25 protein-coding genes and 1 pseudogene are annotated in these 21,346 nt (G+C 73.0%); 13 read left to right on the top strand and 13 right to left on the bottom strand.

The window, feature by feature from the left end; genetic code table 11:
* The first annotated feature begins 10 nt into the window (after positions 1-10).
* The 3 genes from Sru02f_RS23465 to Sru02f_RS23455 all read left to right on the top strand — a co-directional run bounded on the left by Sru02f_RS23465 (position 11) and on the right by Sru02f_RS23455 (position 2,519).
* Positions 11-910, top strand: a complete 900-nt coding sequence (locus Sru02f_RS23465; protein WP_174854962.1) for an aldo/keto reductase — start codon at positions 11-13, stop codon at positions 908-910.
* Positions 911-1,009: 99 nt separating this feature from the next.
* A complete protein-coding gene (locus Sru02f_RS23460) occupies positions 1,010-1,405 on the top strand; it encodes a VOC family protein (RefSeq protein WP_109028899.1) in 396 nt (131 codons plus the stop codon).
* A 34-nt stretch (positions 1,406-1,439) separates the two neighbouring features.
* Positions 1,440-2,519 carry an adenosine deaminase gene (locus tag Sru02f_RS23455; protein ID WP_109028900.1) on the top strand — a complete coding sequence of 360 codons (1,080 nt, stop codon included), beginning with the start codon at positions 1,440-1,442 and terminating at the stop codon, positions 2,517-2,519.
* Here Sru02f_RS23455 and Sru02f_RS23450 read toward each other — a convergent pair.
* Positions 2,501-3,016: a mycothiol transferase gene (locus Sru02f_RS23450; RefSeq protein WP_109028901.1), complete on the bottom strand. Its 516-nt coding sequence runs from the start codon at positions 3,014-3,016 to the stop codon at positions 2,501-2,503. The two genes, Sru02f_RS23455 and Sru02f_RS23450, sit on opposite strands and share 19 nt — an antisense overlap.
* 40 nt (positions 3,017-3,056) lie before the next feature.
* Positions 3,057-3,941 (bottom strand): LysR family transcriptional regulator, encoded by an 885-nt coding sequence (locus tag Sru02f_RS23445; RefSeq protein WP_003971873.1) that lies wholly within the window; start codon positions 3,939-3,941, stop codon positions 3,057-3,059.
* Positions 3,942-4,069: 128 nt separating this feature from the next.
* Between Sru02f_RS23445 and mgrA the strand changes: the two genes are divergently transcribed.
* Complete coding sequence (gene mgrA / locus Sru02f_RS23440; RefSeq protein WP_109028902.1) at positions 4,070-5,062, top strand: L-glyceraldehyde 3-phosphate reductase; 993 nt, start codon at positions 4,070-4,072, stop codon at positions 5,060-5,062.
* An 85-nt stretch (positions 5,063-5,147) separates the two neighbouring features.
* Here the strand turns inward: mgrA and Sru02f_RS23435 are convergent, their stop codons facing one another.
* A complete protein-coding gene (locus Sru02f_RS23435; protein WP_109028903.1) occupies positions 5,148-5,531 on the bottom strand; it encodes a nuclear transport factor 2 family protein in 384 nt (127 codons plus the stop codon).
* Between the two features lie 334 nt (positions 5,532-5,865).
* Here Sru02f_RS23435 and Sru02f_RS23430 point away from each other — a divergent pair, with 334 nt between their 5' ends.
* The gene (locus tag Sru02f_RS23430) at positions 5,866-6,276 is read left to right on the top strand and encodes a hypothetical protein (protein WP_003971870.1); all 411 of its coding nucleotides are present in this window, start codon (positions 5,866-5,868) and stop codon (positions 6,274-6,276) included.
* Positions 6,277-6,299: 23 nt separating this feature from the next.
* On the opposite strand, the gene Sru02f_RS23425 is transcribed toward Sru02f_RS23430, so the two are convergent.
* The 3 genes from Sru02f_RS23425 to Sru02f_RS23415 form a co-directional block, all read right to left on the bottom strand.
* Positions 6,300-7,502, bottom strand: coding sequence for a streptophobe family protein (locus tag Sru02f_RS23425; RefSeq protein WP_109028904.1), 1,203 nt, complete (start codon positions 7,500-7,502; stop codon positions 6,300-6,302).
* 230 nt (positions 7,503-7,732) lie between these two features.
* Positions 7,733-8,152: a PRC-barrel domain-containing protein gene (locus Sru02f_RS23420; RefSeq protein WP_109028905.1), complete on the bottom strand. Its 420-nt coding sequence runs from the start codon at positions 8,150-8,152 to the stop codon at positions 7,733-7,735.
* Positions 8,149-8,733: a PRC-barrel domain-containing protein gene (locus Sru02f_RS23415; protein WP_109028906.1), complete on the bottom strand. Its 585-nt coding sequence runs from the start codon at positions 8,731-8,733 to the stop codon at positions 8,149-8,151. Before Sru02f_RS23415 ends, Sru02f_RS23420 begins: the two co-directional genes overlap by 4 nt.
* Before the next feature lie 169 nt (positions 8,734-8,902).
* On the opposite strand from Sru02f_RS23415, the gene Sru02f_RS23410 reads away from it, so the two are divergent.
* Positions 8,903-9,358, top strand: a complete 456-nt coding sequence (locus Sru02f_RS23410; protein ID WP_109028907.1) for an ATP-binding protein — start codon at positions 8,903-8,905, stop codon at positions 9,356-9,358.
* 23 nt (positions 9,359-9,381) lie between these two features.
* On the opposite strand, the gene Sru02f_RS23405 is transcribed toward Sru02f_RS23410, so the two are convergent.
* A complete protein-coding gene (locus Sru02f_RS23405; protein ID WP_109028908.1) occupies positions 9,382-10,269 on the bottom strand; it encodes an RNA polymerase sigma factor SigF in 888 nt (295 codons plus the stop codon).
* 207 nt (positions 10,270-10,476) lie between these two features.
* Between Sru02f_RS23405 and Sru02f_RS23400 the strand changes: the two genes are divergently transcribed.
* Complete coding sequence (locus Sru02f_RS23400; protein WP_109028909.1) at positions 10,477-10,965, top strand: helix-turn-helix domain-containing protein; 489 nt, start codon at positions 10,477-10,479, stop codon at positions 10,963-10,965.
* Between the two features lie 51 nt (positions 10,966-11,016).
* Here the strand turns inward: Sru02f_RS23400 and Sru02f_RS23395 are convergent, their stop codons facing one another.
* Together Sru02f_RS23395 and Sru02f_RS23390 are read right to left on the bottom strand one after the other, a co-directional pair.
* Positions 11,017-11,619 (bottom strand): ClpP family protease, encoded by a 603-nt coding sequence (locus Sru02f_RS23395; RefSeq protein WP_109028910.1) that lies wholly within the window; start codon positions 11,617-11,619, stop codon positions 11,017-11,019.
* 1 nt (position 11,620) lies between these two features.
* A complete protein-coding gene (locus Sru02f_RS23390; protein ID WP_003971862.1) occupies positions 11,621-12,274 on the bottom strand; it encodes an ATP-dependent Clp protease proteolytic subunit in 654 nt (217 codons plus the stop codon).
* Between the two features lie 218 nt (positions 12,275-12,492).
* Here Sru02f_RS23390 and Sru02f_RS23385 point away from each other — a divergent pair, with 218 nt between their 5' ends.
* The 5 genes from Sru02f_RS23385 to Sru02f_RS23365 all read left to right on the top strand — a co-directional run bounded on the left by Sru02f_RS23385 (position 12,493) and on the right by Sru02f_RS23365 (position 16,992).
* Positions 12,493-12,975 (top strand): VOC family protein, encoded by a 483-nt coding sequence (locus Sru02f_RS23385; RefSeq protein WP_030866830.1) that lies wholly within the window; start codon positions 12,493-12,495, stop codon positions 12,973-12,975.
* Between the two features lie 116 nt (positions 12,976-13,091).
* Positions 13,092-13,889, top strand: coding sequence for a VOC family protein (locus Sru02f_RS23380; RefSeq protein WP_109028911.1), 798 nt, complete (start codon positions 13,092-13,094; stop codon positions 13,887-13,889).
* Between the two features lie 31 nt (positions 13,890-13,920).
* Complete coding sequence (locus Sru02f_RS23375; protein ID WP_109028912.1) at positions 13,921-14,628, top strand: ribonuclease H family protein; 708 nt, start codon at positions 13,921-13,923, stop codon at positions 14,626-14,628.
* A gap of 108 nt (positions 14,629-14,736) precedes the next feature.
* Positions 14,737-15,996, top strand: a complete 1,260-nt coding sequence (locus Sru02f_RS23370; protein WP_373103530.1) for an FAD-dependent monooxygenase — start codon at positions 14,737-14,739, stop codon at positions 15,994-15,996.
* Positions 15,997-16,008: 12 nt separating this feature from the next.
* Positions 16,009-16,992 carry an aldo/keto reductase gene (locus Sru02f_RS23365; protein ID WP_109028914.1) on the top strand — a complete coding sequence of 328 codons (984 nt, stop codon included), beginning with the start codon at positions 16,009-16,011 and terminating at the stop codon, positions 16,990-16,992.
* A 27-nt stretch (positions 16,993-17,019) separates the two neighbouring features.
* Here the strand turns inward: Sru02f_RS23365 and Sru02f_RS23360 are convergent, their stop codons facing one another.
* Entirely contained in the window at positions 17,020-17,370 is a 351-nt protein-coding gene (locus tag Sru02f_RS23360; RefSeq protein ID WP_109028915.1) for a hypothetical protein, read from the bottom strand.
* 154 nt (positions 17,371-17,524) lie between these two features.
* Here Sru02f_RS23360 and Sru02f_RS23355 point away from each other — a divergent pair, with 154 nt between their 5' ends.
* Positions 17,525-18,028 (top strand): DUF6328 family protein, encoded by a 504-nt coding sequence (locus Sru02f_RS23355; RefSeq protein WP_109028916.1) that lies wholly within the window; start codon positions 17,525-17,527, stop codon positions 18,026-18,028.
* Between the two features lie 68 nt (positions 18,029-18,096).
* Here the strand turns inward: Sru02f_RS23355 and Sru02f_RS23350 are convergent, their stop codons facing one another.
* The 3 genes and pseudogenes from Sru02f_RS23350 to Sru02f_RS23340 form a co-directional block, all read right to left on the bottom strand.
* Entirely contained in the window at positions 18,097-18,525 is a 429-nt protein-coding gene (locus tag Sru02f_RS23350) for an SsgA family sporulation/cell division regulator (RefSeq protein ID WP_109028917.1), read from the bottom strand.
* 93 nt (positions 18,526-18,618) lie between these two features.
* Entirely contained in the window at positions 18,619-19,596 is a 978-nt protein-coding gene (locus Sru02f_RS23345; RefSeq protein ID WP_109028918.1) for an LLM class F420-dependent oxidoreductase, read from the bottom strand.
* A gap of 59 nt (positions 19,597-19,655) precedes the next feature.
* Positions 19,656-21,271, bottom strand: a pseudogene (locus Sru02f_RS23340) (serine/threonine-protein kinase).
* Between the last annotated feature and the right edge of the window lie 75 nt (positions 21,272-21,346).

Genomic DNA, 21,346 nt, shown 5'->3' with positions numbered 1-21,346 from the left:
AACTCCGCCGATGACCTCGGAAACGATCACCGCGGAGTCGGCCGGCACCTGGCACCTCGGCGACCTGCCCGTCCGCCGCGTCGGCTTCGGCGCGATGCGGCTGACGGGCAGCGCCGCCTTCCACCTCGGCGCCCCGAGCGACCGCGCACGCTCCCTCGCCGTACTGCGCCGGGCCGTCGAACTCGGCGTCAACCACATCGACACCGCCGCCTTCTACTTCTCCTCCCTGCGCTCCGCCAACGAACTGATCAACAGCGCGCTCGCGCCCTACGCGGACGACCTGGTCGTCGCCACCAAGGTCGGGCCCTACCGCGACTGGTCGGGGGAGTGGGGCACCTCCGCCCGCCCCGCGGACCTGCGCGCCCACGTCGAGGAGAACCTGCGCCAGCTCGGCCGCGACCACCTCGACGTCGTCTACCTGCGCCGCATGCGCCAGGACTCGGTCGCCGAGCACTTCGGCGCCCTGGCCGAACTGCGCGAGGCGGGACTGATCCGCCACCTCGGCCTCTCCGGCGTGGAGCCCCGGCACCTCGCCGAGGCGCAGGCCATCGCCCCGGTGGTGAGCGTCCAGAACCGGTACGGTCTCGGCTTCCACGACCCCGCCACCGACGCGCTCCTCGCCCAGTGCCGCGCCCAGGGCATCGCCTTCGTGCCGTTCTACGCCATCGCGGGCGAGGCCGGGCCGCGGGGTGCCGGCACCGCCCACGAGGAGGAGGTGCGCGCGGTGGCCCGGGCGCACGGGGCGAGCCCCGCGCAGGTCAGGATCGCCTGGACCCTGCACCAGGGCCCGCACGTGCTGGCCATCCCCGGCACCGGCGACCCGGAACACCTCGCCGAGAACGTCGCCGCGGGCGCCCTGCGCCTCACCGACGCGGACCTGGCGCGGCTCGACGGGGCGCGTACGGGCTGACCTCCGCCGTACCTGCCCAGGCCCCGCGGGCGGGGACTTGGCGTCCAGGGAGTTTTACGTATAACCTCTCCCGTCAATCGCCCGTCCCGGAAGGTGCCGATGACACGCATCGCCCTGGTCGCCCTCGTCGTCGACGACTACGACGAGGCGATCCGCTTCTACACCGAGGCCCTCGGCTTCCGCCTCGCCGAGGACACGCCCAGGCCCGACGGCTCCCGCTGGGTCGTGGTCGAGCCCGGCGGCCCGGCCGCGGGCACCGCTCTCCTGCTGGCCCGCGCCAAGGGTGGGGCCCAGCGGGCCCGGGTCGGCGACCAGACGGGTGGGCGCGTCGGGTTCTTCCTGCACACCGACGACTTCGCCCGCGACCACGCCCGCATGACCGCGGCGGGCGTGACCTTCCTGGAGGAGCCGCGGCACGAGCCCTACGGTTCGGTCGCCGTCTTCCAGGACCTGTACGGCAACCGCTGGGACCTGCTCCAGCCCGTCGCCCCCTGATCGTCCCCCCAGAACCGTCGAGGAACCCCCGCACATGGCATCTACGCGCATAGACACCGAGACCCTCCGCCGCCTCCCCAAGGCGGTCCTGCACGACCACCTCGACGGCGGCCTGCGTCCCGCCACCGTCGTCGAGCTGGCGCGGAGCGTCGGCCACACCCTGCCCACCACCGACCCCGACGAGCTGGCCGCCTGGTACTACGAGGCCGCCAACTCCGGTGACCTGGTGCGCTACATCGCCACCTTCGAGCACACCCTCGCCGTGATGCAGAACCGCGAGGGGCTGCTGCGCACCGCCGAGGAGTACGTCCTGGACCTCGCCGCCGACGGCGTCGTCTACGGCGAGGTCCGCTACGCCCCGGAGCTGAACACCAGGGGCGGACTGTCGATGAGGGAGGTCGTGGAGACCGTCCAGGAGGGTCTCGCCGCCGGCATGGCCAAGGCGGCCGCCGCCGGGACACCCGTCCGGGTCGGCACCCTGCTCTGCGGCATGCGGATGTTCGACCGGGTCCGCGAGGCCGCCGACCTCGCCGTCGCCTTCCGGGACGCAGGGGTCGTCGGCTTCGACATCGCCGGGGCCGAGGACGGCTTCCCGCCCGCCGACCACCTCGACGCCTTCGAACACCTGCGCCGCGAGAACGTGCCCTTCACCATCCACGCCGGTGAGGCGCACGGGCTGCCCAGCATCCACCAGGCCCTCCAGGTGTGCGGCGCCCAGCGCATCGGCCACGGCGTGCGGATCACCGACGACATCCCGGACCTCGCGGCGGGCAAGCTCGGCCGGCTCGCCGCCTGGGTGCGCGACCGGCGCATCGCCCTGGAGATGTGCCCGACCTCCAACCTCCAGACCGGCGCCGCGACCTCGATCGCCGAGCACCCGATCACCGCGCTCAAGGACCTCGGCTTCCGCGTCACCCTCAACACCGACAACCGCCTGGTGTCGGGCACGACGATGACCCGCGAGATGTCCCTGCTGGTCGAGCAGGCGGGTTGGAGCGTCGAGGACCTGCGCACGGTCACGGTGAACGCCCTGAAGAGCGCCTTCGTCCCCTTCGACGAGCGCAACGCCCTCATCGAGGACGTGGTCCTGCCGGCCTACGCCTCCGCGCTCTGAACGAGCCCGCGCACATAGGCGGCCTGTCCGACGTGCTGGAGATCGTCGGACAGGACGCTGACCAGCCGCACGGCAAGCGTGACCGGCGGATCCCAGTTGTCGTCGACGACCCGCTCCAGGTCCTTCGCGGTCAGGGAACGCAGGGCCGTGAGCGTCTGCTCGTGCACGGCGTCGTAGTAGCCGGTCAGTAGCTCGCCCGAGTCGACCCGCACCTTCGCGACCTCGGCGGGGCTGTGCCCGTACCCGGTGTCGCGGCGGGGCAGGCCCAGGCCGAAGCGTTTCTCCCACTCGCCGGTGAGCCACATCTGGTCGAGCCCGAAGGCGTCGGCGACGTGGTCGTCCTGGACGCGGGTGAGATGCCAGACCAGCCAGGCGACGGAGTTGGCGCCGACGGCCGGGCGGGCGTTCAGGCCGTCGGGGTCCAGGCCCTCGACGGCGGCGTGGACTTCTTCCTGGATGCGGCCGTAGCCCTCGATGAGGATGTCCTTCGCATGCATGCGTCCACCATCGCGCAGTCCGCCCGCCCGCGCCCCCCGTTCACGCGCTTCCCGTCTCCAGCAACCCCATCAGCGCCCGCGCCGCCGGGCTGGTCGCCCGCGCGGACGGGAGCAGCGCGATGGTCTCGTACTCCGTGCCGTCGGCGTCCTTGAGCGGCAGCGAGGTGAGGGCGGCCCGCTTGTGGCGGAAGTGCCGCGGCACGACCGCGATGCCGAGGTTCTCGTCGATCAGGTCGAGCAGCCCGTGCACGTCGTTCACCTCCAGCGGCACGGTCCGTCGCACGCCCGCCGCGGCGAACACGGCGTCGGTCACGCGGCGCGGACCCCAGTCCGGGTGGAAGTCGACGAACACCTCGTCGGCCAGGTCGTGCGGGGTGAGCACCGCGCCGTCCGCCGCCAGCCGGTGGTCCGGGTGGCACAGCACCGTCATCGGCTCGCCCGCCAGTGAGACCGAGCGCAACTGGTCCGTGTCCGCCTGGGTGCGGTAAGCGAAGGCCAGGTCGAGCCGCCCCGCCGCGACCTCCTCGGCCAGTTCCCCGGAGCCCGCCTGCCGCAGCCGGATCTCCACGTCCGGGTGGCCGCGCCGGAACGCGGCCAGCAGCCGGGCCACCGGCACCCCGGCGATGCACTGCTCGGCGCCCAGCGACAGCGTCCCGCGCAACACCCCCTGCACCGCGGCGACCGCCTCGTGCGCCGAGCGCACCTGGGCGAGGATCCGCCGGGCCTCCTCCAGCAGCGCCCGCCCGGCCTCCGTCAGCGTCACCCGGCGGGTGGTGCGCACGAACAGCGGCGCCCGCAGCTCCCGCTCCAGCGCCCGGATCGACGCCGACAGCCCGGACTGGGACACCAGCAGCCGTTCCGCCGCGCGGGTGAAGTGCTGGTCCTCGGCGACCGCCACGAAATGCTGGAGATGACGCAGTTCCATGACTCAGAAGCCTAACCGCGCAATCCCATCGGATTCTTCTGTTGGACCACTGCACGCAGGTCACGCGAGAGTGGAGGACGGTTCCACCCAAGCCCCGTACCTCGGGGGCCAACCCCTCTGGAGTCGCGTTGTACACCGCACATCCCGACCGCTACGCGGAGATGCCCTACCGGCGCACCGGACGCAGCGGCCTGAAGCTCCCCGCGCTCTCGCTCGGCCTGTGGCACAACTTCGGCCCGGACCGCCCCGTCGAGACCCAGCGCGCCATCCTGCGCCGCGCCTTCGACCTCGGCGTCACCCACTTCGACCTCGCCAACAACTACGGCCCGCCGCCCGGCTCCGCCGAGTCCGCGCTCGGCGAGGCCCTGAAGGCCGACTTCGCGCCGTACCGCGACGAGCTGGTGATCTCCACCAAGGCCGGCTATCTGATGTGGCCCGGACCGTACGGGGAGTGGGGCTCGCGCAAGAACCTGCTGTCGTCCCTGGACCAGAGCCTGTCCCGGATGGGCCTGGAGTACGTCGACATCTTCTACTCGCACCGCCCCGACCCTGAGACTCCGCTGGAGGAGACGATGGGCGCCCTGCACACGGCGGTGCAGCAGGGCAAGGCGCTGTACGTCGGCGTCTCCAACTACTCGCCGGAGCAGACCCGCGAGGCCGCCCGCATCCTCGCCGAGCTGGGCACCCCGCTGCTGATCCACCAGCCGCGCTACTCCATGCTCGACCGGCGGCCCGAGACCAGCGGCCTGCTGGACGCCCTCGACGAGCTGGAAGTCGGCTCCATCGCCTACTCCCCGCTGGAGCAGGGCCTGCTGACCGGCCGCTACCTGAACGGCATCCCGGAGGACTCGCGGGCCGCGAGCGACAGCCCCTTCCTGAACTCCGACGCGGTCACCGAGGAACTCGTCGGCAAGCTGCGCGCCCTGAACGAGATCGCCGCATCCCGCGGCCAGTCGCTGGCCCAGACGGCGCTCGCCTGGGTGCTGCGGCAGGGCAGGGTGACCTCGGCGCTGGTCGGCGCGAGCAGCCCGCGGCAGCTGGAGGACAGCGTCGCGGCCATCGGGAACCTGAATTTCGACGCCGACGAACTGGCCCGCATCGACAAGATCGTCCAGGGCTAGGGCCTGTCCGACCGGACCGGACGTGCACGGCGGTTCCGGAGGCGTACGGCGCCTCCGGAACCGCCGTGTTCGCGTCGTCCGGTGCTCACGCCCCCGCGGGCACCCGGTCCAGGAAGCCGAACACCGACCGGATGCGGTCCTCGCCGTCCAGGGTGATCACGTCGAACCCGGCCACCGGCGCCCCGCCCTCCTCGGCGTCGCTCACCAGCTCCCAGGAGAAGCGCGCCGTGTCGTGGTGCCCGTCGACCGGGCCCAACAGCCGGAAGGAGAAGCCGGGGAACTGCTCGTGCGCCGCCGCGATCACGGCGGCGATCCCGTCGTGGCCGCGCACGTCGGCCAAGGGGTCGGTGTAGCCGCCGTCCTCCGTCCAGGCCGCGGCGACCGCCTTGGCCACCGCGTCCGGACCCGCGTTCCAGGCCTCGAAGTAGCGGGCGACGGCGTCCTCGTAACGGCGGGTGGGTGCGGACATGGCGATCAGCCTCCAATGAGGTGGGCGTGCTGGTCAGGAGCCGGGTCCCGGTTCCGGTGACCCGGTACGACCACCCTGCCCGGGCCCGTCGGCACCGTCGATTACCCCCGGGGTCATGGCAGGCGGCACGGAGGCGGCGCGGCATTTCGGCCAACCCACGCCGCGAATATGCCAGGAGACTGGCCGGAAATTCATGGTGACAGTGGTTCAGTAGTGAACATACTCACCACTAGGGCCTTTCACACCATGCGACAGCGCCCTCACGCACAGCACACGAGCCGCACGGACGTCATGCCGGACCGGCAGGCGGGCTGAGTGACGGGGGAGGGTAGCAGTGCACGACGAATTCCTGTGCCATGTCACCGCCTACGGTGTCTGTGACGGCCGGCGCATCGGCGTCCCCCTGGGCACCTACCGGGCCCCCACCCTCGCGCTGGCCCTGTGGTGGCTGCGCGACCGGGCGATGTGGATCGCCGAGCGGCTGGATCCGCAGCCCGACACCCCCCACTTACCGCGCGGCGCCCTGACTCCCGTCGCCGACGACGCGCCCGACGTGCCGCTCAGGCTGCGCGCCTGGTGCGCCGACGACGTACAGCAGGAGCTGGTCGCCGACGAACTCGCCGCGGGGAATCTGGTACGCCTCGCGACCAGTGACGAGACCACCGAGTACGAACTGATGGCCGAGTCCGTGGACGCGCTGCGGATGCAGCGGGCCGCGCCGCCCCTGGTCGTCCCCGTCGCCTGACCCCGGCCCCGGACCGACACCCCTCAGTGCCGGACCCGACGGGACCGCCCGCCCACCCACCGGGCGAGCAACGCGCCCAGGAACCCGGCGACCAGCCCCCACAGCAGCGCGAGACCCACCGCACCCCACAGACGCGGCCGCAGGAACACCTGCCCCGCCAGCCCGCCGCCCAGGTCGCCGATGCCGAGCACCGACAGCCCGTAGTGGGCGGAGACCCGCCCGACCAGGCCGATCATGAGGACGGTGAGGGCCAGGGCGACGGCCATGCGCACGGCGTGCAGCCAGGCGGGCAGCCGGGCCGGACAGCGGGACGCCATGAGGAATCCGGCCGACAGGACCAGGACGGCCGCGGCGACCAGGAGCCACCACATCCGTCCGTCGTGCTCGGCGAGCGTGCCCACGTTCACGGTCGAGACGTCCGGCGTGCGCAGCACCTCGTCGAGCACCCGCGGCATCGGGAGCCCGAACGGCCCCTCCACCCGCCCGTTCCAGGTGGCCCCGAGACCGATCGTGAGCGCGGGCCAGGCCAGGTTCGGCAGCCCGAGCAGCAGCACGGCGAAGGTGTCCGCCGGACGGTCCCGCGTCGCGGCGACGACCAGCGCGACGACGACGCCCACGACCACGTACGCCAGCAGCAGCGCGACCATCGCGTACGCGGCCGGCCGCACCGACGTCCGCAGCCGCAGCAGCCGCCCGGGCAGCGGCGCCCGGTGCGAGACCAGCAGGGCGAGGACGAGCACCCCCGCCAGCCACAGCAGTCCGAACAGGACGGTCAGCGGCACGTCCGTGGTGAAACCGACGGTCGGACGCACGCCGAACAGGTCGCCGAGGTCACTCAGCAGCCCCTCACCGAGGGAGACCTCGAACGTCTGCCGCGCCGCGAACCCCGCCCCGAGGAGGGCGAGCAGCCACAGCACGGCGATCCGCCCCGCCCAGCCGGCCAGTTCCCGCGTCCCGACGACGGCCCGGTGGCGCAGCGGCCGCAGGAAGCCCCGGGCGATCACCAGCGCGCCGGTCAGGGTGACGGACAGCGGCATCACGGTCAGACCCGCGTCGGTGGCCGCCAGCTCACCCGCGTCGCCGGACATCTCCACCGCACCGCCCACGGAGGTGACGAACGTCGCCACGACGACCCGGGGAAAGGCGCGGTCGGGCAGGTCCGCGGCACCGGCGGCCCACAACCCGAGCGCCGCCACGCCCTCCATGGCGACCAGCCCGGCCAGCACCGTGCCCAGGGCCTGCGCCCAGCCGTGCCGGGCGACCGCCCGACCGGGGGACCCGGGAGACCCCGGAGGCCCGGGGGAACCGGGAGGCCCGGGGGGTACGGGAGGTACTGCGGGGGTTCGCGGACTCACGCTGCCACGCTAAGCAGCCCCCGCCGGGCACGCCCGCCGACAGAGCCGTACGCGTCGGACGGCGGCCTAGGCCCCGGGCCCGGCGCCGGGGCGGCCGGGGTTCAGGCCGCCCGCACGATGAGGGCGTAGTCGCCGAGACCCAGCAGACGGTCGGGCGGCAGCTCGCCGCGGGTGGTGAAGAGCGCGAGGAGGCGGGCGCTCAGGGTGTCGAACGCGACGTCCAGCACCGTGCCCCGCTCGGTTCCCGTCTCGGTGAGGATCCGGCGGCCCAGCAACTCGTGGTCGTGGTGGAGCGGCACCGCTTCGAGGGCGGCGGACCGTACCCGCACCGCGCCCGGTCCGACGGTGTGCACGGCGTCCCAGGGCAGCGCCGTCTCCCTCCGGAACCGGCCGCCGCGCCACCGGACGTGGCTGACGGCGCCGGAGACCACGTCTACGTCCAGGGACGTCACGGTGCCGAGCGGCGCGGCGCCCTCCTGCGGTATCACCGGCAGCCCGCACACCTCGGTGAAGAGCATCACGGCAGCGACCCCTGCCACGGGCCGGGCACACCGCCGACCAGGGCGGTGAAACCGGGCAGGTCGTCGGCGACGTGCCGGACCGCGCCGTCGGGAAGCACCAGGGCCCGGCCGCTGACGGTGAGCGTCCGGCCGCGCGGCACGTACACCCGGCGCCGGTGCCGGGTGGGGCCCGGCACGAACCGCCGGCTCGCCGCCACCCGGAAGCCGACCACCCGGCCGCCGGTGCCGCCCTCCACCACGACGTCGAGCACCGTGCCGATCTCCGTCCCCGCCTCGGTCAGCACCCTCGCCCCCCGCAACCGGGCCCGGAGGTTCTGCTGGTGCGCCGTCATCGCCGCCGCGTTCACCAGGCCCCGCCGGTCCCGGATCATCACCGCGTCATGGCCCAGCGCGTACACGGCCGACCACGGCAGGCCCTCCTTGAGCGGGCCGGACAGCAGGCCCCGCCCCGTCAGGGTGAAACCGGTGATCCGCTCCGCGGCGGCGTCGCATACGGTGTCCTTGACGTGGGCGACCGCATCGCCGCCGAGGGTGACCACCGGCCGGGTGGTGAGGCTTCGCGCGGCCATCAGTTCGTCCATCGCACACCCTTCCCCCGTCCAGATCGCACACCCTTCTCGACGCCACGGGTTCCCCGGACCACTGTGACGATGCCCGCACTGCGAAGAGACGTGGACTGCGACGCGCGACTCGGGGTACGAGGACAGGTGCAGCAGCGTCCGGCCAGTCCGGCTTCCGAGAGAGAAACGCATGACCGAGTACCTGGACGGGGCAGTGATACCGACTGGTTTCGACGTACCCGTTGAACCGCTCAGGCGGGCGGCACACTACTCCGGCGAGCCGGGATGCATAGCGCAGGCGCGTTCCTTCGCCTCGCTCTTCCTCGACCAGCTGAGGACCGAGTGGTGCGCCACGATCGGCCCCCGCGCCGACGGGGCGGTGCTCCTCGTGGTGAGCGAGCTGGTCACCAACGCGGACCGGCACAGCATGGGGCCGTACATCCTGGAGCTCGAGGGGACGGGCGCCTCGGTGGCGGTGACCGTGTACGACAGCAGCGGCGCGGTGCCGGAGCGCTTCCCCCGCGACCCCGAACGCATCGGGCAGCACGGCCTGGAGATCGTGCACGCCCTGGTGGAGACGGTCGTCGTCGAACGCGTGCCGGTCGGCAAGCGGGTGCGCGCGGTGGTGCCCCTCACCGAAGGCTGACGGGCACCACCGCGCGGCGGGGCTCAGGCGCAGCCGAGTTCGCCCAGCATGCCCTCGCGCAGCCGGGTGATGATCCGCTTGATCAGCCGGGACACGTGCATCTGCGAGCAGCCGAGCCGTTCGCCGATCTCCGCCTGGGTGGCCTCCTCCACGAACCGCAGGTGGATGATCTGCCGGTCCCGCTCGCTCAGCTCGGCCATCAGCGGGGCCAGCGAGTGGAAGTCCTCCACGAGCCGCAGCCCGTCCTCCTCCACACCGATGAAGTCCGCCAGCACCGACTCGCCGTTCTCGGGTCCGTCACCGGTCAGCGCGGCGTCCAGCGAGGAGGAGTTGTAGCCGTTGGACGCGATCTGGCCCTCGATCACCTGGTCCTCGCCGATGTTCATCAGCGTGGCGAGTTCGGCGACCGTGGGCTCGCGGTCCAGGCGGGTGGAGAGCTCCTCGCGGGCCCTGGCCAGCTCCACGCGCAGCTCCTGGAGCCGGCGCGGGACGTGCACCGCCCAGGTGGTGTCCCGGAAGAAGCGCTTGATCTCGCCGACGATGTAGGGCAGCGCGAAGGACGTGAACTCGACCTCGCGCGACAACTCGAAGCGGTCGATGGCCTTGATCAGGCCGATCATGCCGGTCTGGACGATGTCCTCCATGTCGTTCCCGCGACCGCGGAAACGGCCCGCGGCGAACCGCACGAGCGACATGTTCATCTCGATCAGCGTGTTGCGCGCGAACTGGTACTCGGCCGTGCCCTCTTCGAGTTCCGTCAGACGCCGGAAGAACTGGCGGGACAACTGCCGCGCGTCGCGCGGTGCCACGCTCCGGGGGTCCCCGACGTCCCGCGGTGATCCCTCACCCGTCCCGCTCCCGGCGGTCTTCCCGACAACCTGCGCTTGCGGACGGACCACGGCGGTCTGCATTGCCTCTCCCACGAAAGTCACGGCTCTCCCTAGGCTTTTCGCGCTTGCGGGTACCCGGGTCGCGACGGCTCATGCCTCCGATTTCCGACCAGCCTAGTCCCGCCGACGGCCCGCGGCATCCGGGCCGCTGGGGCGAGCGCCGCGGATTCTCCTGAGGGCGGAACGCCGCACCCTTCCGGGACGCGCGCGGAACCCTAGGCTGAGGAGGTGACCAGCCACGTGCCGAACGAAGCCCGCGTCATTCCGCTGCGCCCACAGGCCACGCGCCCGCAGGCCACGCGCCCGCAGGCCACGCGCCCGCAGGCCACGCGCCCGCAGGCCACGCGCCCGGGGGTGCGGCCCGCCGCCTCACCGGTTCCCCCGGAGCGAAGGCCGCCCACCGCGCGAGAGCCCCTGTGGCGCGACCTGGTCGGAGACGTCCTGCGGCGTGAACGCCTGGAGCAGGAGCGCACGCTGAAGGAGGTCGCCGAGGCCGCCCGGATCTCCATGCCCTACCTCTCGGAGGTGGAGCGCGGCCGCAAGGAGGCGTCCTCCGAAGTACTGGCCGCCGCCGCGGGCGCCCTCGGACTGGGTCTGGGCGACCTGCTCGCCCGCGCGCAGGGCGAGCTGATCCGGCTCACCTCCCGGCACACCGGCCCGGGAGCGGGCCGCGGGGCGTCCGGCGCGCGGTTCGACGGGATGTGCCTGGCCGCCTGAGGACGCGCACGGGCCGGCGCCCCCGCACCGCGGGGACGCCGGCCCGGCGGCTCAGACCCTCGCCAGGCGCCGCGCGAGCACCTCGTCGGCCAGCCCGTAGGCCACCGCCTCCTGGGCGGTGAACACCTTGTCCCGGTCCATGTCCGCACGCAGCGTCGCGACGTCGTGGTGCGTGTGGCGGGCCAGCACCTCCTCCACCTGGGAGCGGATCCGCACCATCTCCTTGGCCTGGAGTGCCAGGTCGGACACCGTGCCCTGGCGGCCGCCGCTGGCCGGCTGCCCCAGCAGGACCCGCGCGTGCTCGAGCACGAACCGCCGCCCGGGGTCCCCGCCCGCCAGCAGGACGGCCGCCGTGGACGCCGCCTGCCCCACACAGAACGTCGAGATCGGCGCCTGCACGAAGGTCATCGTGTCGTAGATCGCCATCAGCGACGTGAACGAGCCGCCGGGAGAGTTGATGTAGACGGCGATCTCGCTCTCGGGGGCCGACGACTCCAGGTGCAGGAGCTGTGCGATCACGACGTTGGCCACGCCGTCGTCGATCTCGGTCCCCAGGAAGATGATCCGCTCGGACAGCAGCCGGCTGAACACGTCGTAGGACCGTTCGCCCTGCGGGGTCCGCTCGACGACGTTCGGAATCGTGTAGCTGCCCATGTCACAGTCCCATCCGTCGCCTGGTGGCGGCCGGGCGCACGTCCGCGAGGGACTGCACGACCTGGTCCACCATTCCGTACTCCCTGGCCTCCTCGGCCGTGAACCAGCGGTCGCGGTCGCCGTCCCGGGAGATGGTCTCGGGGCTCTGACCGGTGTGCTCGGCGGTGATCCGCTCGATGGTCCGCTTGGTGAAGTCCAGGTTGTCCGCCTGGATCTCGATGTCGGCGGTGGTGCCGCCGATGCCCGCCGAGGGCTGGTGCATCATGATCCGCGCGTTCGGCAGCGCGTAGCGCTTGCCAGCGGTGCCCACGCTCAGCAGGAACTGCCCCATGCTGGCGGCGAAGCCCATGGCGAGCGTCGAGACGTCGTTGGGGATCAGCCGCATGGTGTCGTAGATGGCGAGCCCCGCGTGCACGGAGCCGCCGGGGCTGTTGACGTACAGGCTGATGTCGGTGCGCGGGTCCTGTGCGGACAGGATCAGCAGCTGCGCGCAGACCCGGTTCGCGGAGACCTCGTCGACCTGCGTGCCGAGGAGCACGATCCGCTGGTCGAGCAGCTGCTCGGCGAGCCGGTCGTCGAACCGGGTCGCGGGGGTGTCGCCCTCCTCGGCCCTGGGCGTTCGGGCCGGGGCGGGGCCGGCGGTGAATGGAGACATCGGCGCTCCTTGTCGAGTCGTGGCCAGGCGTGGCCGGCCGTGCGGGGGTGGTGCGGGGTGTGCGGCCGAACGGCGCCGCGGTTCCTCCACTCTCGGCCCGTCGAGGCCCGGACAGGGGACTTCTCTGCCCGCGGCAGATTCGCCACCGGCAGAGCGATGAGTTCCGCGGTCCGCGCCGGTCGACAGTGGTGACCGTGTTCCGCTCCCTGGAGGTACTCATGAGCACCGACGGATTCACCACCTGCCTGTGGTTCGACGGCGACGCCGAGGACGCCGCCCACTTCTACGTCTCCGTCTTCAAGAACTCCGGCATCGGCGCCGTCACCCGCTACCCCGAGGGAGCTCCGCAGCCCGCCGGCTCGGTGCTGACCGTCGAGTTCACCGCCAACGGCCAGAAGTTCGTGGGCCTCAACGGCGGCCCGCAGTTCACGTTCAACGAGGCGATCTCCTTCCAGATCACCTGCGAGGACCAGGACGAGGTCGACCACTACTGGACCAGGCTCACCGAGGGCGGCGGCGAGGACGGGCCCTGCGGCTGGCTCAAGGACCGGTTCGGCGTGTCCTGGCAGGTCGTCCCGCGTCGGCTCGAGGAGATGTTCCGCGACCCCGATCCCGCCAGGGTGGCGCGGGCCAACAAGGCCATGATGTCGATGCGCAAGCTCGACATCGCCGCACTGGAGCAGGCGTACGCCGGGGAGTGACGCGCCGCCGGCGCGCGGGGCGGGGACGGGATGGCTAGCGTGAGGAACCGGACCGGGTCCGGGTCGTTCCGTCCCCTCGCAGTCCGAACCATTTGTCCGTACAGGAGGCGGCAGTCATGGCCGTGCAACCCCAAGGGGCCCCTTGCTGGGCCGACGCGATGTTCACCGACGTCGAGGGAGCCAAGAGCTTCTACGGCGACGTCCTCGGCTGGACCTTCGGCGAGTCGTCGACGGAGTTCGGCAACTACACCCAGTGCTACGCGGACGGCAAGGCGGTGGCCGCCGTGGTCCCGCCCCCGCCCGGTCACGAGGACCAGTCCCAGTGGTGCCTCTACTTCGCCTCCCCGGACGCGGCGGCGACCGCCGGGCGGATCCGCGAGGCCGGCGGTGAGCTGCTGCTGGAGCCGATGAAGGTCGGCGACTTCGGCACCATGTGCCTGGCCCGCGACCCGAGCGGGGTGGTCTTCGGAGTCTGGCAGGGCGACAGGCACGAGGGCTTCGAGGCGACGGCCGTCCCCGGCGCGTACTGCTGGGCCGAGGTCTTCACCCGCGAGCCCGCGAAGTCGGACGCCTTCTTCCCCGCGGTCTTCTCCTACCGGGCCCGGCAGATGCAGGACGACCAGGTGGACTTCCGCCTCTTCGACCTCGGCGACGACCCCGTCCTGGGCCGCATGGCCATGACGGAGGACTTCCCGCCCGAGGTCCCGCCCTACATCAACGTCTACTTCACCGTCGGCGACTGCGACGCGGCCGTGTCCCGCGCCACCGAGCGGGGCGGCATCCTGCGGTTCGGTCCGGTCACGACCCCCTTCGGCCGGTTCGCGGCGCTGAGCGACCCGCAGGGCGCGAGCTTCTCGGTGATCGACGTCACGACCACCGAGGGAGAGATGCCCGAGGTCACGGACGTCTCCTGAGCCCTGTCCGGAAGCCCCGCCGGGCCATGGCATGATCGGGCGCATGCGTGAACGTGCAGTGGCCGCGTGCGACGGGGCTTCGAAGGGAAACCCGGGTCCGGCCGGCTGGGCCTGGGTGGTCGCCGACGCGTCGGAGAACCCGGTCCGCTGGGAGGCCGGCCCGCTGGGCAGGGCCACCAACAACATCGCCGAACTGACCGCGCTGGAGCGCCTGCTGGCGTCCACCGACCCCGACGTGCCGCTCGAGGTCCGGATGGACTCGCAGTACGCCATGAAGGCCGTCACCACCTGGCTGCCCGGTTGGAAGCGCAACGGCTGGAAGACGGCCGCCGGCAAGCCGGTCGCCAACCAGGAGCTGGTCGTGCGCATCGACGAGCTGCTCGACGGCCGCTCCGTCGAGTTCCGCTACGTACCCGCCCACCAGGTGGACGGCGACCGGCTCAACGACTTCGCCGACCGTGCCGCCAGCCAGGCGGCCGTCGTCCAGGAAGCCGCGGGCAGCGGTCTCGGCTCCCCGGAGCCGCCGCCCGCCCCCGACGTTCCGGCGGCCCGCAAGGCACCGCGCCGGGGGTCGTCCGGCGCGGCACGAAAGGGCGGCGGCGGCTCCTCGGCCCGCACCATCAAGGCGAAGTTCCCCGGACGCTGCCTGTGCGGCCGCTCGTACGCGGCCGGCGAACCCATCGCCAAGAACGACCAGGGCTGGGGCCACCCGGAGTGCCGCACGGTGGCCACCGGATGACCCCGACGACCCCCACGGCCGTGTAGCCCCCGTCCGCGGCCCCTGCCTTGTTACTCTGCGGTCCCGAATGACCGTAATGACCGTAATGAGTGCATACCAGGGGTGTGTGTGAAGGTCGCCTGCGTCGGCGGTGGGCCCGCCGGACTGTATCTGTCGATCCTGCTGAAGCGGCAGGACCCGGCCCATGACGTCACCGTGTACGAACGCGATCCGGAGGGCTCCACCTACGGCTGGGGCGTCACCTACTGGCGCGGACTGCTCGACCGGCTCCGCGAGCACGACCCCGACTCCGCCCGCGCCGTCGAGGAGCACTCCGTGCGCTGGCGGGACGGTGTCGCCCACGTCGGCGGCCTGGCCACCCGGCACCACGGCGACGAGGGCTTCGGCATCGGCCGCCACCGGCTCCTCGCGATCCTCGCCGCCCGCGCCCGCGAGCTGGGCGTGCGCCTGGCGTTCGAGCATTCGGTCACCGGCGCGAACCCGCCCGCCGCCGACCTCGTGGTGGCGGCCGACGGGGCGGGCAGCGCCCTGCGCACCCACCACGCCGACCACTTCGGCACCGAGATCACCGGCGGCCGCGACCACTACGTGTGGCTCGGCACCACCAAGGTCTTCGACGCCTTCACCTTCGCCTTCGTCGAGACCGACCACGGCTGGATCTGGGCGTACGGCTACGGTTTCGGCCCCGAGGGCAGCACCTGCGTCGTCGAGTGCGCGCCCGGGACCTGGACCGGCCTGGGCCTGGACCGCGCCGACGAGGCCGAGGGGCTCGTCCTGCTGGAGAAGCTCTTCGCCGACGTCCTGGACGGACACCCGCTCACCGCGCGGTCCTCCGGGCGGGCCGGTACCGCCTGGCCCGTCTTCCGCACCCTCACCAACCGCACCTGGTCGCGGGACAACCTCGTCCTGCTCGGCGACGCCGCCCACACCACGCACTACTCCATCGGCGCCGGCACCACGCTCGCCCTGGAGGACGCCATGGCCCTGGCCACCGCCCTGCGCGAGCGGGACACCCTGCCGGAGGCCCTCGCCCACTACGAACGCGAACGGCGGGCGGCCCTGCTGCCGGTGCAGAGCGCGGCCCGACTCAGCGCCCAGTGGTACGAGAACCTGCCCCGCTACATCCACCTGCCGCCGGAGCAGATGTTCGCCCTGCTCGGCCAGCGCCACTCGCCGCTGCTGCCGCACCTCCCGCCCCGGCTGTACTACCGGATCGACCGGGCGGCCGGCCGGCTGGAGACGCTGCGCAGGGTCAAGCGCCGGCTGGGGCCCGTGATCGCGCGCACCGTCCAGGCACGCAGACTCGCCGCCGGCGACGGACGGGTCCGCTCCGGGCGTCCCGACGCGGTGCCCGCGCACCGCGGATGACAGACTGACACCATGGACGAGCGCACTTTCGGCAGGTCGGATCAGCACGCGTCGGTGGTCGGCCTCGGCACCTGGCAACTGGGCGCCGACTGGGGAGACGTAGACGACAAGGAAGCCCTCGCGGTGCTGGAGGCGGCGGCCGAGTCGGGGGTGACCTTCTTCGACACGGCGGACGTCTACGGCGACGGCCGCAGCGAGCAGACCATCGCGACCTTCCTGGCGAGCAGGCCGGACCTGCACGTCCTGGTCGCCACCAAGATGGGCCGCCGGGTCGAGCAGGTCCCGCAGAACTACGTCCTGGACAACTTCCGGGAGTGGAACGACCGTTCCCGCCGCAACCTCGGCGTCGACCGCCTCGACCTGGTGCAGCTGCACTGCCCGCCGACGCCCGTCTACTCCAGCGACGAGGTGTTCGACGCCCTGGACACCCTCGTCGAGGAGGAGCGCGTCGCCGCGTACGGCGTGAGCGTCGAGACGTGCGCGGAGGCGCTGACCGCGATCGCCCGGCCGAACGTGGCGAGCGTTCAGATCATCCTCAACCCGTTCCGGATGAAGCCCCTGCGCGAGGTCCTGCCCGCGGCCCGCGAGGCCGGCGTCGGCATCATCGCCCGGGTGCCGCTGGCGTCCGGCCTGCTGACCGGCAAGTACACCAAGGACACCGTGTTCGCGGCCAACGACCACCGCAACTTCAACCGGCACGGCGAGGCCTTCGACCAGGGCGAGACCTTCTCCGGCGTGGACTACGCCACCGGGGTGGAGGCCGCCGCCGAGTTCGCCGCGCTCGCGCCCGAGGGATACACCCCGGCCCAGCTGGCGCTGCGCTGGATCGTCCAGCAGCCCGGCGTGACGAGTGTGATCCCGGGCGCCCGTTCGCCCGAGCAGGCCCGTGCCAACACGGACGCCGCCCGGCTGCCGGAGCTGTCCGAGGACACCCTGCCCGCGATCCGCGACCTCTACGACCGGCGCGTCAAGGACCAGGTCGAGGGCCGCTGGTAGGCGGCCGACGGGTGAGCGGTCCCGGCCTCACGGCACCAGGAGCAACTGCCGCTCCCGCTCCTGGTCGCCCGAGGCCGATCCCTCGTTCCGCGCGGTGAAGGCACGGGACAGCGTCTCGCTCGCCGCCTCCACGGCCTGCGGCGTGCCCTGAACGGTGACCGTCACCGGTGCGGACAGCGCGCCGCCCGTCGGGTGCGCCGAGGACGCGTCCGGGACGTGCCGGGTGTCCGGGGCGTCGAAGGTCGCGGTGTGCACCGTCGCCCCCTCGTCCGCGGGCCGGCCGTCGGGAGCGCCGAAGACGCCCTCCAGTGAGCGGACGATCGCCCGCGCGTCGTCGATGCCGCCGTCGAGTGTCACGGTGAGCCGAGTGTCGGACATCCTTCGCCTTCCTTGCCGCGCCTGGGTCGTTCCCGGCCCGTGTAACCGCCCCCCGATCACCCAAACCGGGCGTCACCGCCCCGGCCCGGCGCCTGAGTGGCGGGATCCCGGGAACAGGGAAGAGGACGCAGGCGACGGTCACCGGGAGGACGACGTGAGGGACGCGGAAGCGGCTGAGGGCTCGGGCCGGCGCAGAGGCCGCAACGAGACCGAGGAAGAGCGGGCCGACCGGATGTGGACCGAGCTGATCCAGGAGGTCCGCGTCGCGCAGATGGGCGTGCAGATCCTGTTCGGCTTCCTGCTCACGGTCGTCTTCCAGCCGAAGTACGAGACCCTCTCGGACACCGATCAGATGATCTACCTGATCACGGTGGTCCTCGGCGCCGTGACGACCGGCGCCCTGATCGGCCCGGTGTCCCTGCACCGGCTCGTCTCCGGACGCCGGGTGAAACCCCAGGCGGTGCGGTGGGCGTCCCGGCTGACCGTGCTCGGCCTCGTGCTGCTGCTCGCGACGACGGCCTGTTCGCTCCTGCTGATCCTGCGGGTCGCCACCCACGACGGCTTCGTGCCCTACCTCGTCACCGGCGTGGTGCTCTGGTACCTGCTGTGCTGGTTCGGGATACCGCTGTGGACCCGGCACCGCCACACGGCACGCTGAGGCGGTGCCGGCCCCAGGGCGTCCGAGCCCCGGCGCCCAGCGCCCCGGGACCCGGCCGACCCGGGCGTTCAGCCCTCGGCGGTCAGCTCGGCGAGGAAGTCGTCGACGCGCACCACTTCCCGCCCCGGCCGGACCACCGCGTGGGTCTCGCGCAGGAAGGCATCGACGGCCGCGGCCCACACGAACACCACCGCGCGGTGGCGCTCCCCGTCGGCCCGGCCGTCGCCCAGCAGCTCGATGCGCAGCTCGTCCCACATGCCGCGCGACTCCGGCCGCAGCCGCACGTCGCCCACGCCCACCGGCCGGGTGAGCCCCTCCGCGACCATCTCCCGGTCCAGCGTCCAGCGGGCGAGCACCCGGCCGTCGTGGCTGAAGACCGCCGTGAGGGCGAACGGGTCCGCCGCGTCGTACGCGAGGTGCGCGAGCACCGGGAACCGGTCGGCGGTGGCGCCCGCCTGGAGCTGCACGACCAGGGTCTTGTGCACGACGGTGTTCACGGGGGCCTCCAGGAGGACGGACGTAGAGCCCTCTAGTACCCCGCCCACCGGCAAGATGCTCAGTCGTCCGGGTGATTCGCCCGCCCCCGGGTTTCAGTCGCGCCCGAACGCCTCCCGCAGGGCGGGCAGCAAGGTCTTCTCCGACCAGTCCAGGAAGGCGGGTTGCGAGTCGCCGCCGATCTGCACCAGGGCGACCTCGGTGAACCCGGCCTCGACGTAGGGGCGTACGGCCGCCACGAAGGCGTCCGGGTCGTCGCCGCAGGGAATGGACTCGGCGACGTCGTCCGGCGTCACGAACTGGGTGGCCGCCTCGAAGGAGTCCGGGTGCGGCAGTTCGGAGTTGACCTTCCAGCCGCTGCCGAACCAGCGGAACTGGGCGTGGGCCCGCTCGATCGCCGTGTTCCGGTCCGGGTCGTAGGAGACGGGAAGCTGGCCGACGCGCGGCTTGCCGCCGCCGCCGTGCCGGTCGAAGGCCTCCAGCAGTTCCGGCTTCGGCTCGGTGGCGATCACCAGGTCGGCGAACTCGCCCGCCAGCTCGCAGGAACGCTCGCCGGAGACGGCGATGCCGATGGGGGGCGCGCTCTCGGGCAGGTCCCACAGCCGGGCCGACTCCACGTCGAAGTGGGTGCCGCGACGGTTCACGTGGCCGCCGTCGAACAGCGCGCGGATGATCTCCACGGCCTCCCGGAGCATCTCGTGCCGCACGTCGACGGACGGCCAGCCGCCGCCCACCACGTGTTCGTTGAGGTTCTCGCCCGAGCCGAGCCCCAGCCGGAACCGGCCCTCCGACAGCAACTGCAGCGTCGCCGCCTTCTGCGCCACCACCGCCGGGTGATAGCGGAACGTCGGACAGGTCACGTACGTCATCAGCGGGATGCGCGAGGTCGCCTGCGCCGCCGCGCCCAGCACGCTCCAGGCGTAGGGCGAGTGGCCCTGCGCGCGCAGCCAGGGGAAGTAGTGGTCCGAAGTCACCGAGAAGTCGAAACCCACCTCCTCGGCCCGCACCAGATGGCCGACGAGTTCCCGCGGGCCGGCCTGCTCGGTCATCATCGTGTATCCGATGTGTGCCATGACGGCCGGGTCCCCCGCCCGGCCCGAGGGAAAACAGGTGTAAACAGGGCGGGAAGGGGTCAGGCCGCATCGTCGTGGAAGGTGCCGAGGAACGCGGCGAGCGCCCGCTCGTTGGCGTCGGCCTCCCAGTCGCCGGCCGGCGTCGTCCAGCGCAGCGAGAAGCTGCGCCCGCCGCCGAGCAGGAAGCCGCGGCCGAAGGTACGGACCCGGGTGCCGTCGTCCCGGACCAGCCACTCCATGTCGGCCGCCGCACGCCCCCGGTAGGTGGTCGCGCGGATCTCGCCGATCCGCCGGTAGCCGTCCGAGCGCGCGAGGCCCGGCTCGACGTCGTCCCGCCAGACGGCCACGGGGTCCGCGCCCGCGCGCCTGCTGTAGGTGACGGCGAGCGTCCGGGGGTCGCCGGACGCACCGAAGACCACCCGGTACGCGCCACCCGGCGCGCTCGAGGTGCCCAGGCGCCGCCAGCCCTCGGGAAGCGCGACGGAGAAGCCCTCCGGCGCGTCGTAGCGGCGGAACCCGGCCGGAGCGGGGACGCCCGGTTCCGGCGGCGGGGCGCTCGCGCTCGGCTATGCCGGCGGGGAGGAGGGGGACACGGGGGAGGCTGCGGGGGCGCGGAGCCGGTGGACGGGGCGGCGGACGCCGAGGGGCGCTGCCGGGCACCCGTGGCGACGCCGTCGCCCCTGCCGGGGAGCCCGTCGGTGACGGCGAGGACCGCGAGGACGGCGACCGCGACCGTCACGACGGCCAGAGCGGTCCCGGCGGCCACGGTCCGCCGCGAACGGTCGCGGCCCGCCGTCCGGACGGCCGCGTACACACTGCGCGGCCCGGGCCTGGTCGTCACCTCGGCCACGGCGGTGCCGGGGTCCTCGGTCAGCGCCCGGGCGAGGGCAGCGCGCACCACCGGCCGGGTCAGCCGCTCCCGGGAGTTCTTGCGCAGCAGTCCCGTCACGGCCCGGGCGAGCGGACCGGCGCGCACCGGGGTGCGCAGCGGCAGCCGGTCCACGCCTTTCAGCGTCGCCTCGGGCCGGCCACGGTCACGGAACGGCGGACGGCCCTCCACCATCGTGTAGAGGATCGCGCCCAGCGTCCACAGATCGGCCGCGGGCCCGATCCGCTCGTCGCGGGCCTGCTCGGGCGAGGCGTACGCGGGGGCGGTGAGCCGCGGGGCGAGGGTGGCGCCGGCCAGCCCGAAGCCGGTGACGAGGACGGACCCCTCCTCGCGCACGAACACCTGCCCCGGGCTCAGCTCGCCGTGCGTCACTCCGTGGGTGTGCGCCGCCTCCAGCACCGCGAGCAGTTCCAGACCGACGCGCGCGGCCCGGGCGTAGCTGAACGCGCCCCGACGGTCGAGGAGGTCACCGAGCGGCACACCGGCGACCCACTCGGTGACCGTCCACAGCATGCCGTCCGCGACCACCGCGTCCAGTACCCGCGCGATCCGCCCGGGGCACAGCGCCGCCATGGTCTCGCCGGTGCGGATCACCCGGCCCGGGGCCCTGCGGGCGGCCTCGCCCGTCCGGCCCTCCGGCAGCTCGATCCGCGTCACCAGGCACGGGTGGCCGGTCGTGGCGTCCTCCCCGGACCAGCAGACCCGGTTCGTCTCGCGCTGGACGACCTCGAACAGGCGGTAGCGTCCGGCGACCAGCTCGTGTGTGGAGACGTGCGCCCTGCCCATGGCCATCCCTCGCTCGCACCGCCGGTTCTTCGCTCGACCAGAGGTACGTCGGGGGCACCGGGGTGTGTTCAGCGA

This window comes from Streptomyces rubrogriseus (assembly GCF_027947575.1).
Lineage (GTDB): Bacteria > Actinomycetota > Actinomycetes > Streptomycetales > Streptomycetaceae > Streptomyces > Streptomyces rubrogriseus.
Note: the sequence above shows the minus strand (reverse complement) of the source record. Positions and strands in the feature narration are given on the sequence as shown.

Excerpts from the sequence above, each read along its gene's own strand:
- Sru02f_RS23465 (WP_174854962.1), top strand. The coding sequence starts at position 11 with ATGACCTCGGAAACGATCACCGCGGAGTCGGCCGGCACCTGGCACCTC.
- Sru02f_RS23460 (WP_109028899.1), top strand. The coding sequence starts at position 1,010 with ATGACACGCATCGCCCTGGTCGCCCTCGTCGTCGACGACTACGACGAG.
- Sru02f_RS23455 (WP_109028900.1), top strand. The coding sequence starts at position 1,440 with ATGGCATCTACGCGCATAGACACCGAGACCCTCCGCCGCCTCCCCAAG.
- Sru02f_RS23450 (WP_109028901.1), bottom strand. The coding sequence starts at position 3,016 with ATGCATGCGAAGGACATCCTCATCGAGGGCTACGGCCGCATCCAGGAA.
- Sru02f_RS23445 (WP_003971873.1), bottom strand. The coding sequence starts at position 3,941 with ATGGAACTGCGTCATCTCCAGCATTTCGTGGCGGTCGCCGAGGACCAG.
- Sru02f_RS23435 (WP_109028903.1), bottom strand. The coding sequence starts at position 5,531 with ATGTCCGCACCCACCCGCCGTTACGAGGACGCCGTCGCCCGCTACTTC.
- Sru02f_RS23415 (WP_109028906.1), bottom strand. The coding sequence starts at position 8,733 with ATGGACGAACTGATGGCCGCGCGAAGCCTCACCACCCGGCCGGTGGTC.
- Sru02f_RS23410 (WP_109028907.1), top strand. The coding sequence starts at position 8,903 with ATGACCGAGTACCTGGACGGGGCAGTGATACCGACTGGTTTCGACGTA.
- Sru02f_RS23405 (WP_109028908.1), bottom strand. The coding sequence starts at position 10,269 with ATGCAGACCGCCGTGGTCCGTCCGCAAGCGCAGGTTGTCGGGAAGACC.
- Sru02f_RS23395 (WP_109028910.1), bottom strand. The coding sequence starts at position 11,619 with ATGGGCAGCTACACGATTCCGAACGTCGTCGAGCGGACCCCGCAGGGC.
- Sru02f_RS23390 (WP_003971862.1), bottom strand. The coding sequence starts at position 12,274 with ATGTCTCCATTCACCGCCGGCCCCGCCCCGGCCCGAACGCCCAGGGCC.
- Sru02f_RS23385 (WP_030866830.1), top strand. The coding sequence starts at position 12,493 with ATGAGCACCGACGGATTCACCACCTGCCTGTGGTTCGACGGCGACGCC.
- Sru02f_RS23380 (WP_109028911.1), top strand. The coding sequence starts at position 13,092 with ATGGCCGTGCAACCCCAAGGGGCCCCTTGCTGGGCCGACGCGATGTTC.
- Sru02f_RS23375 (WP_109028912.1), top strand. The coding sequence starts at position 13,921 with ATGATCGGGCGCATGCGTGAACGTGCAGTGGCCGCGTGCGACGGGGCT.
- Sru02f_RS23365 (WP_109028914.1), top strand. The coding sequence starts at position 16,009 with ATGGACGAGCGCACTTTCGGCAGGTCGGATCAGCACGCGTCGGTGGTC.
- Sru02f_RS23360 (WP_109028915.1), bottom strand. The coding sequence starts at position 17,370 with ATGTCCGACACTCGGCTCACCGTGACACTCGACGGCGGCATCGACGAC.
- Sru02f_RS23345 (WP_109028918.1), bottom strand. The coding sequence starts at position 19,596 with ATGGCACACATCGGATACACGATGATGACCGAGCAGGCCGGCCCGCGG.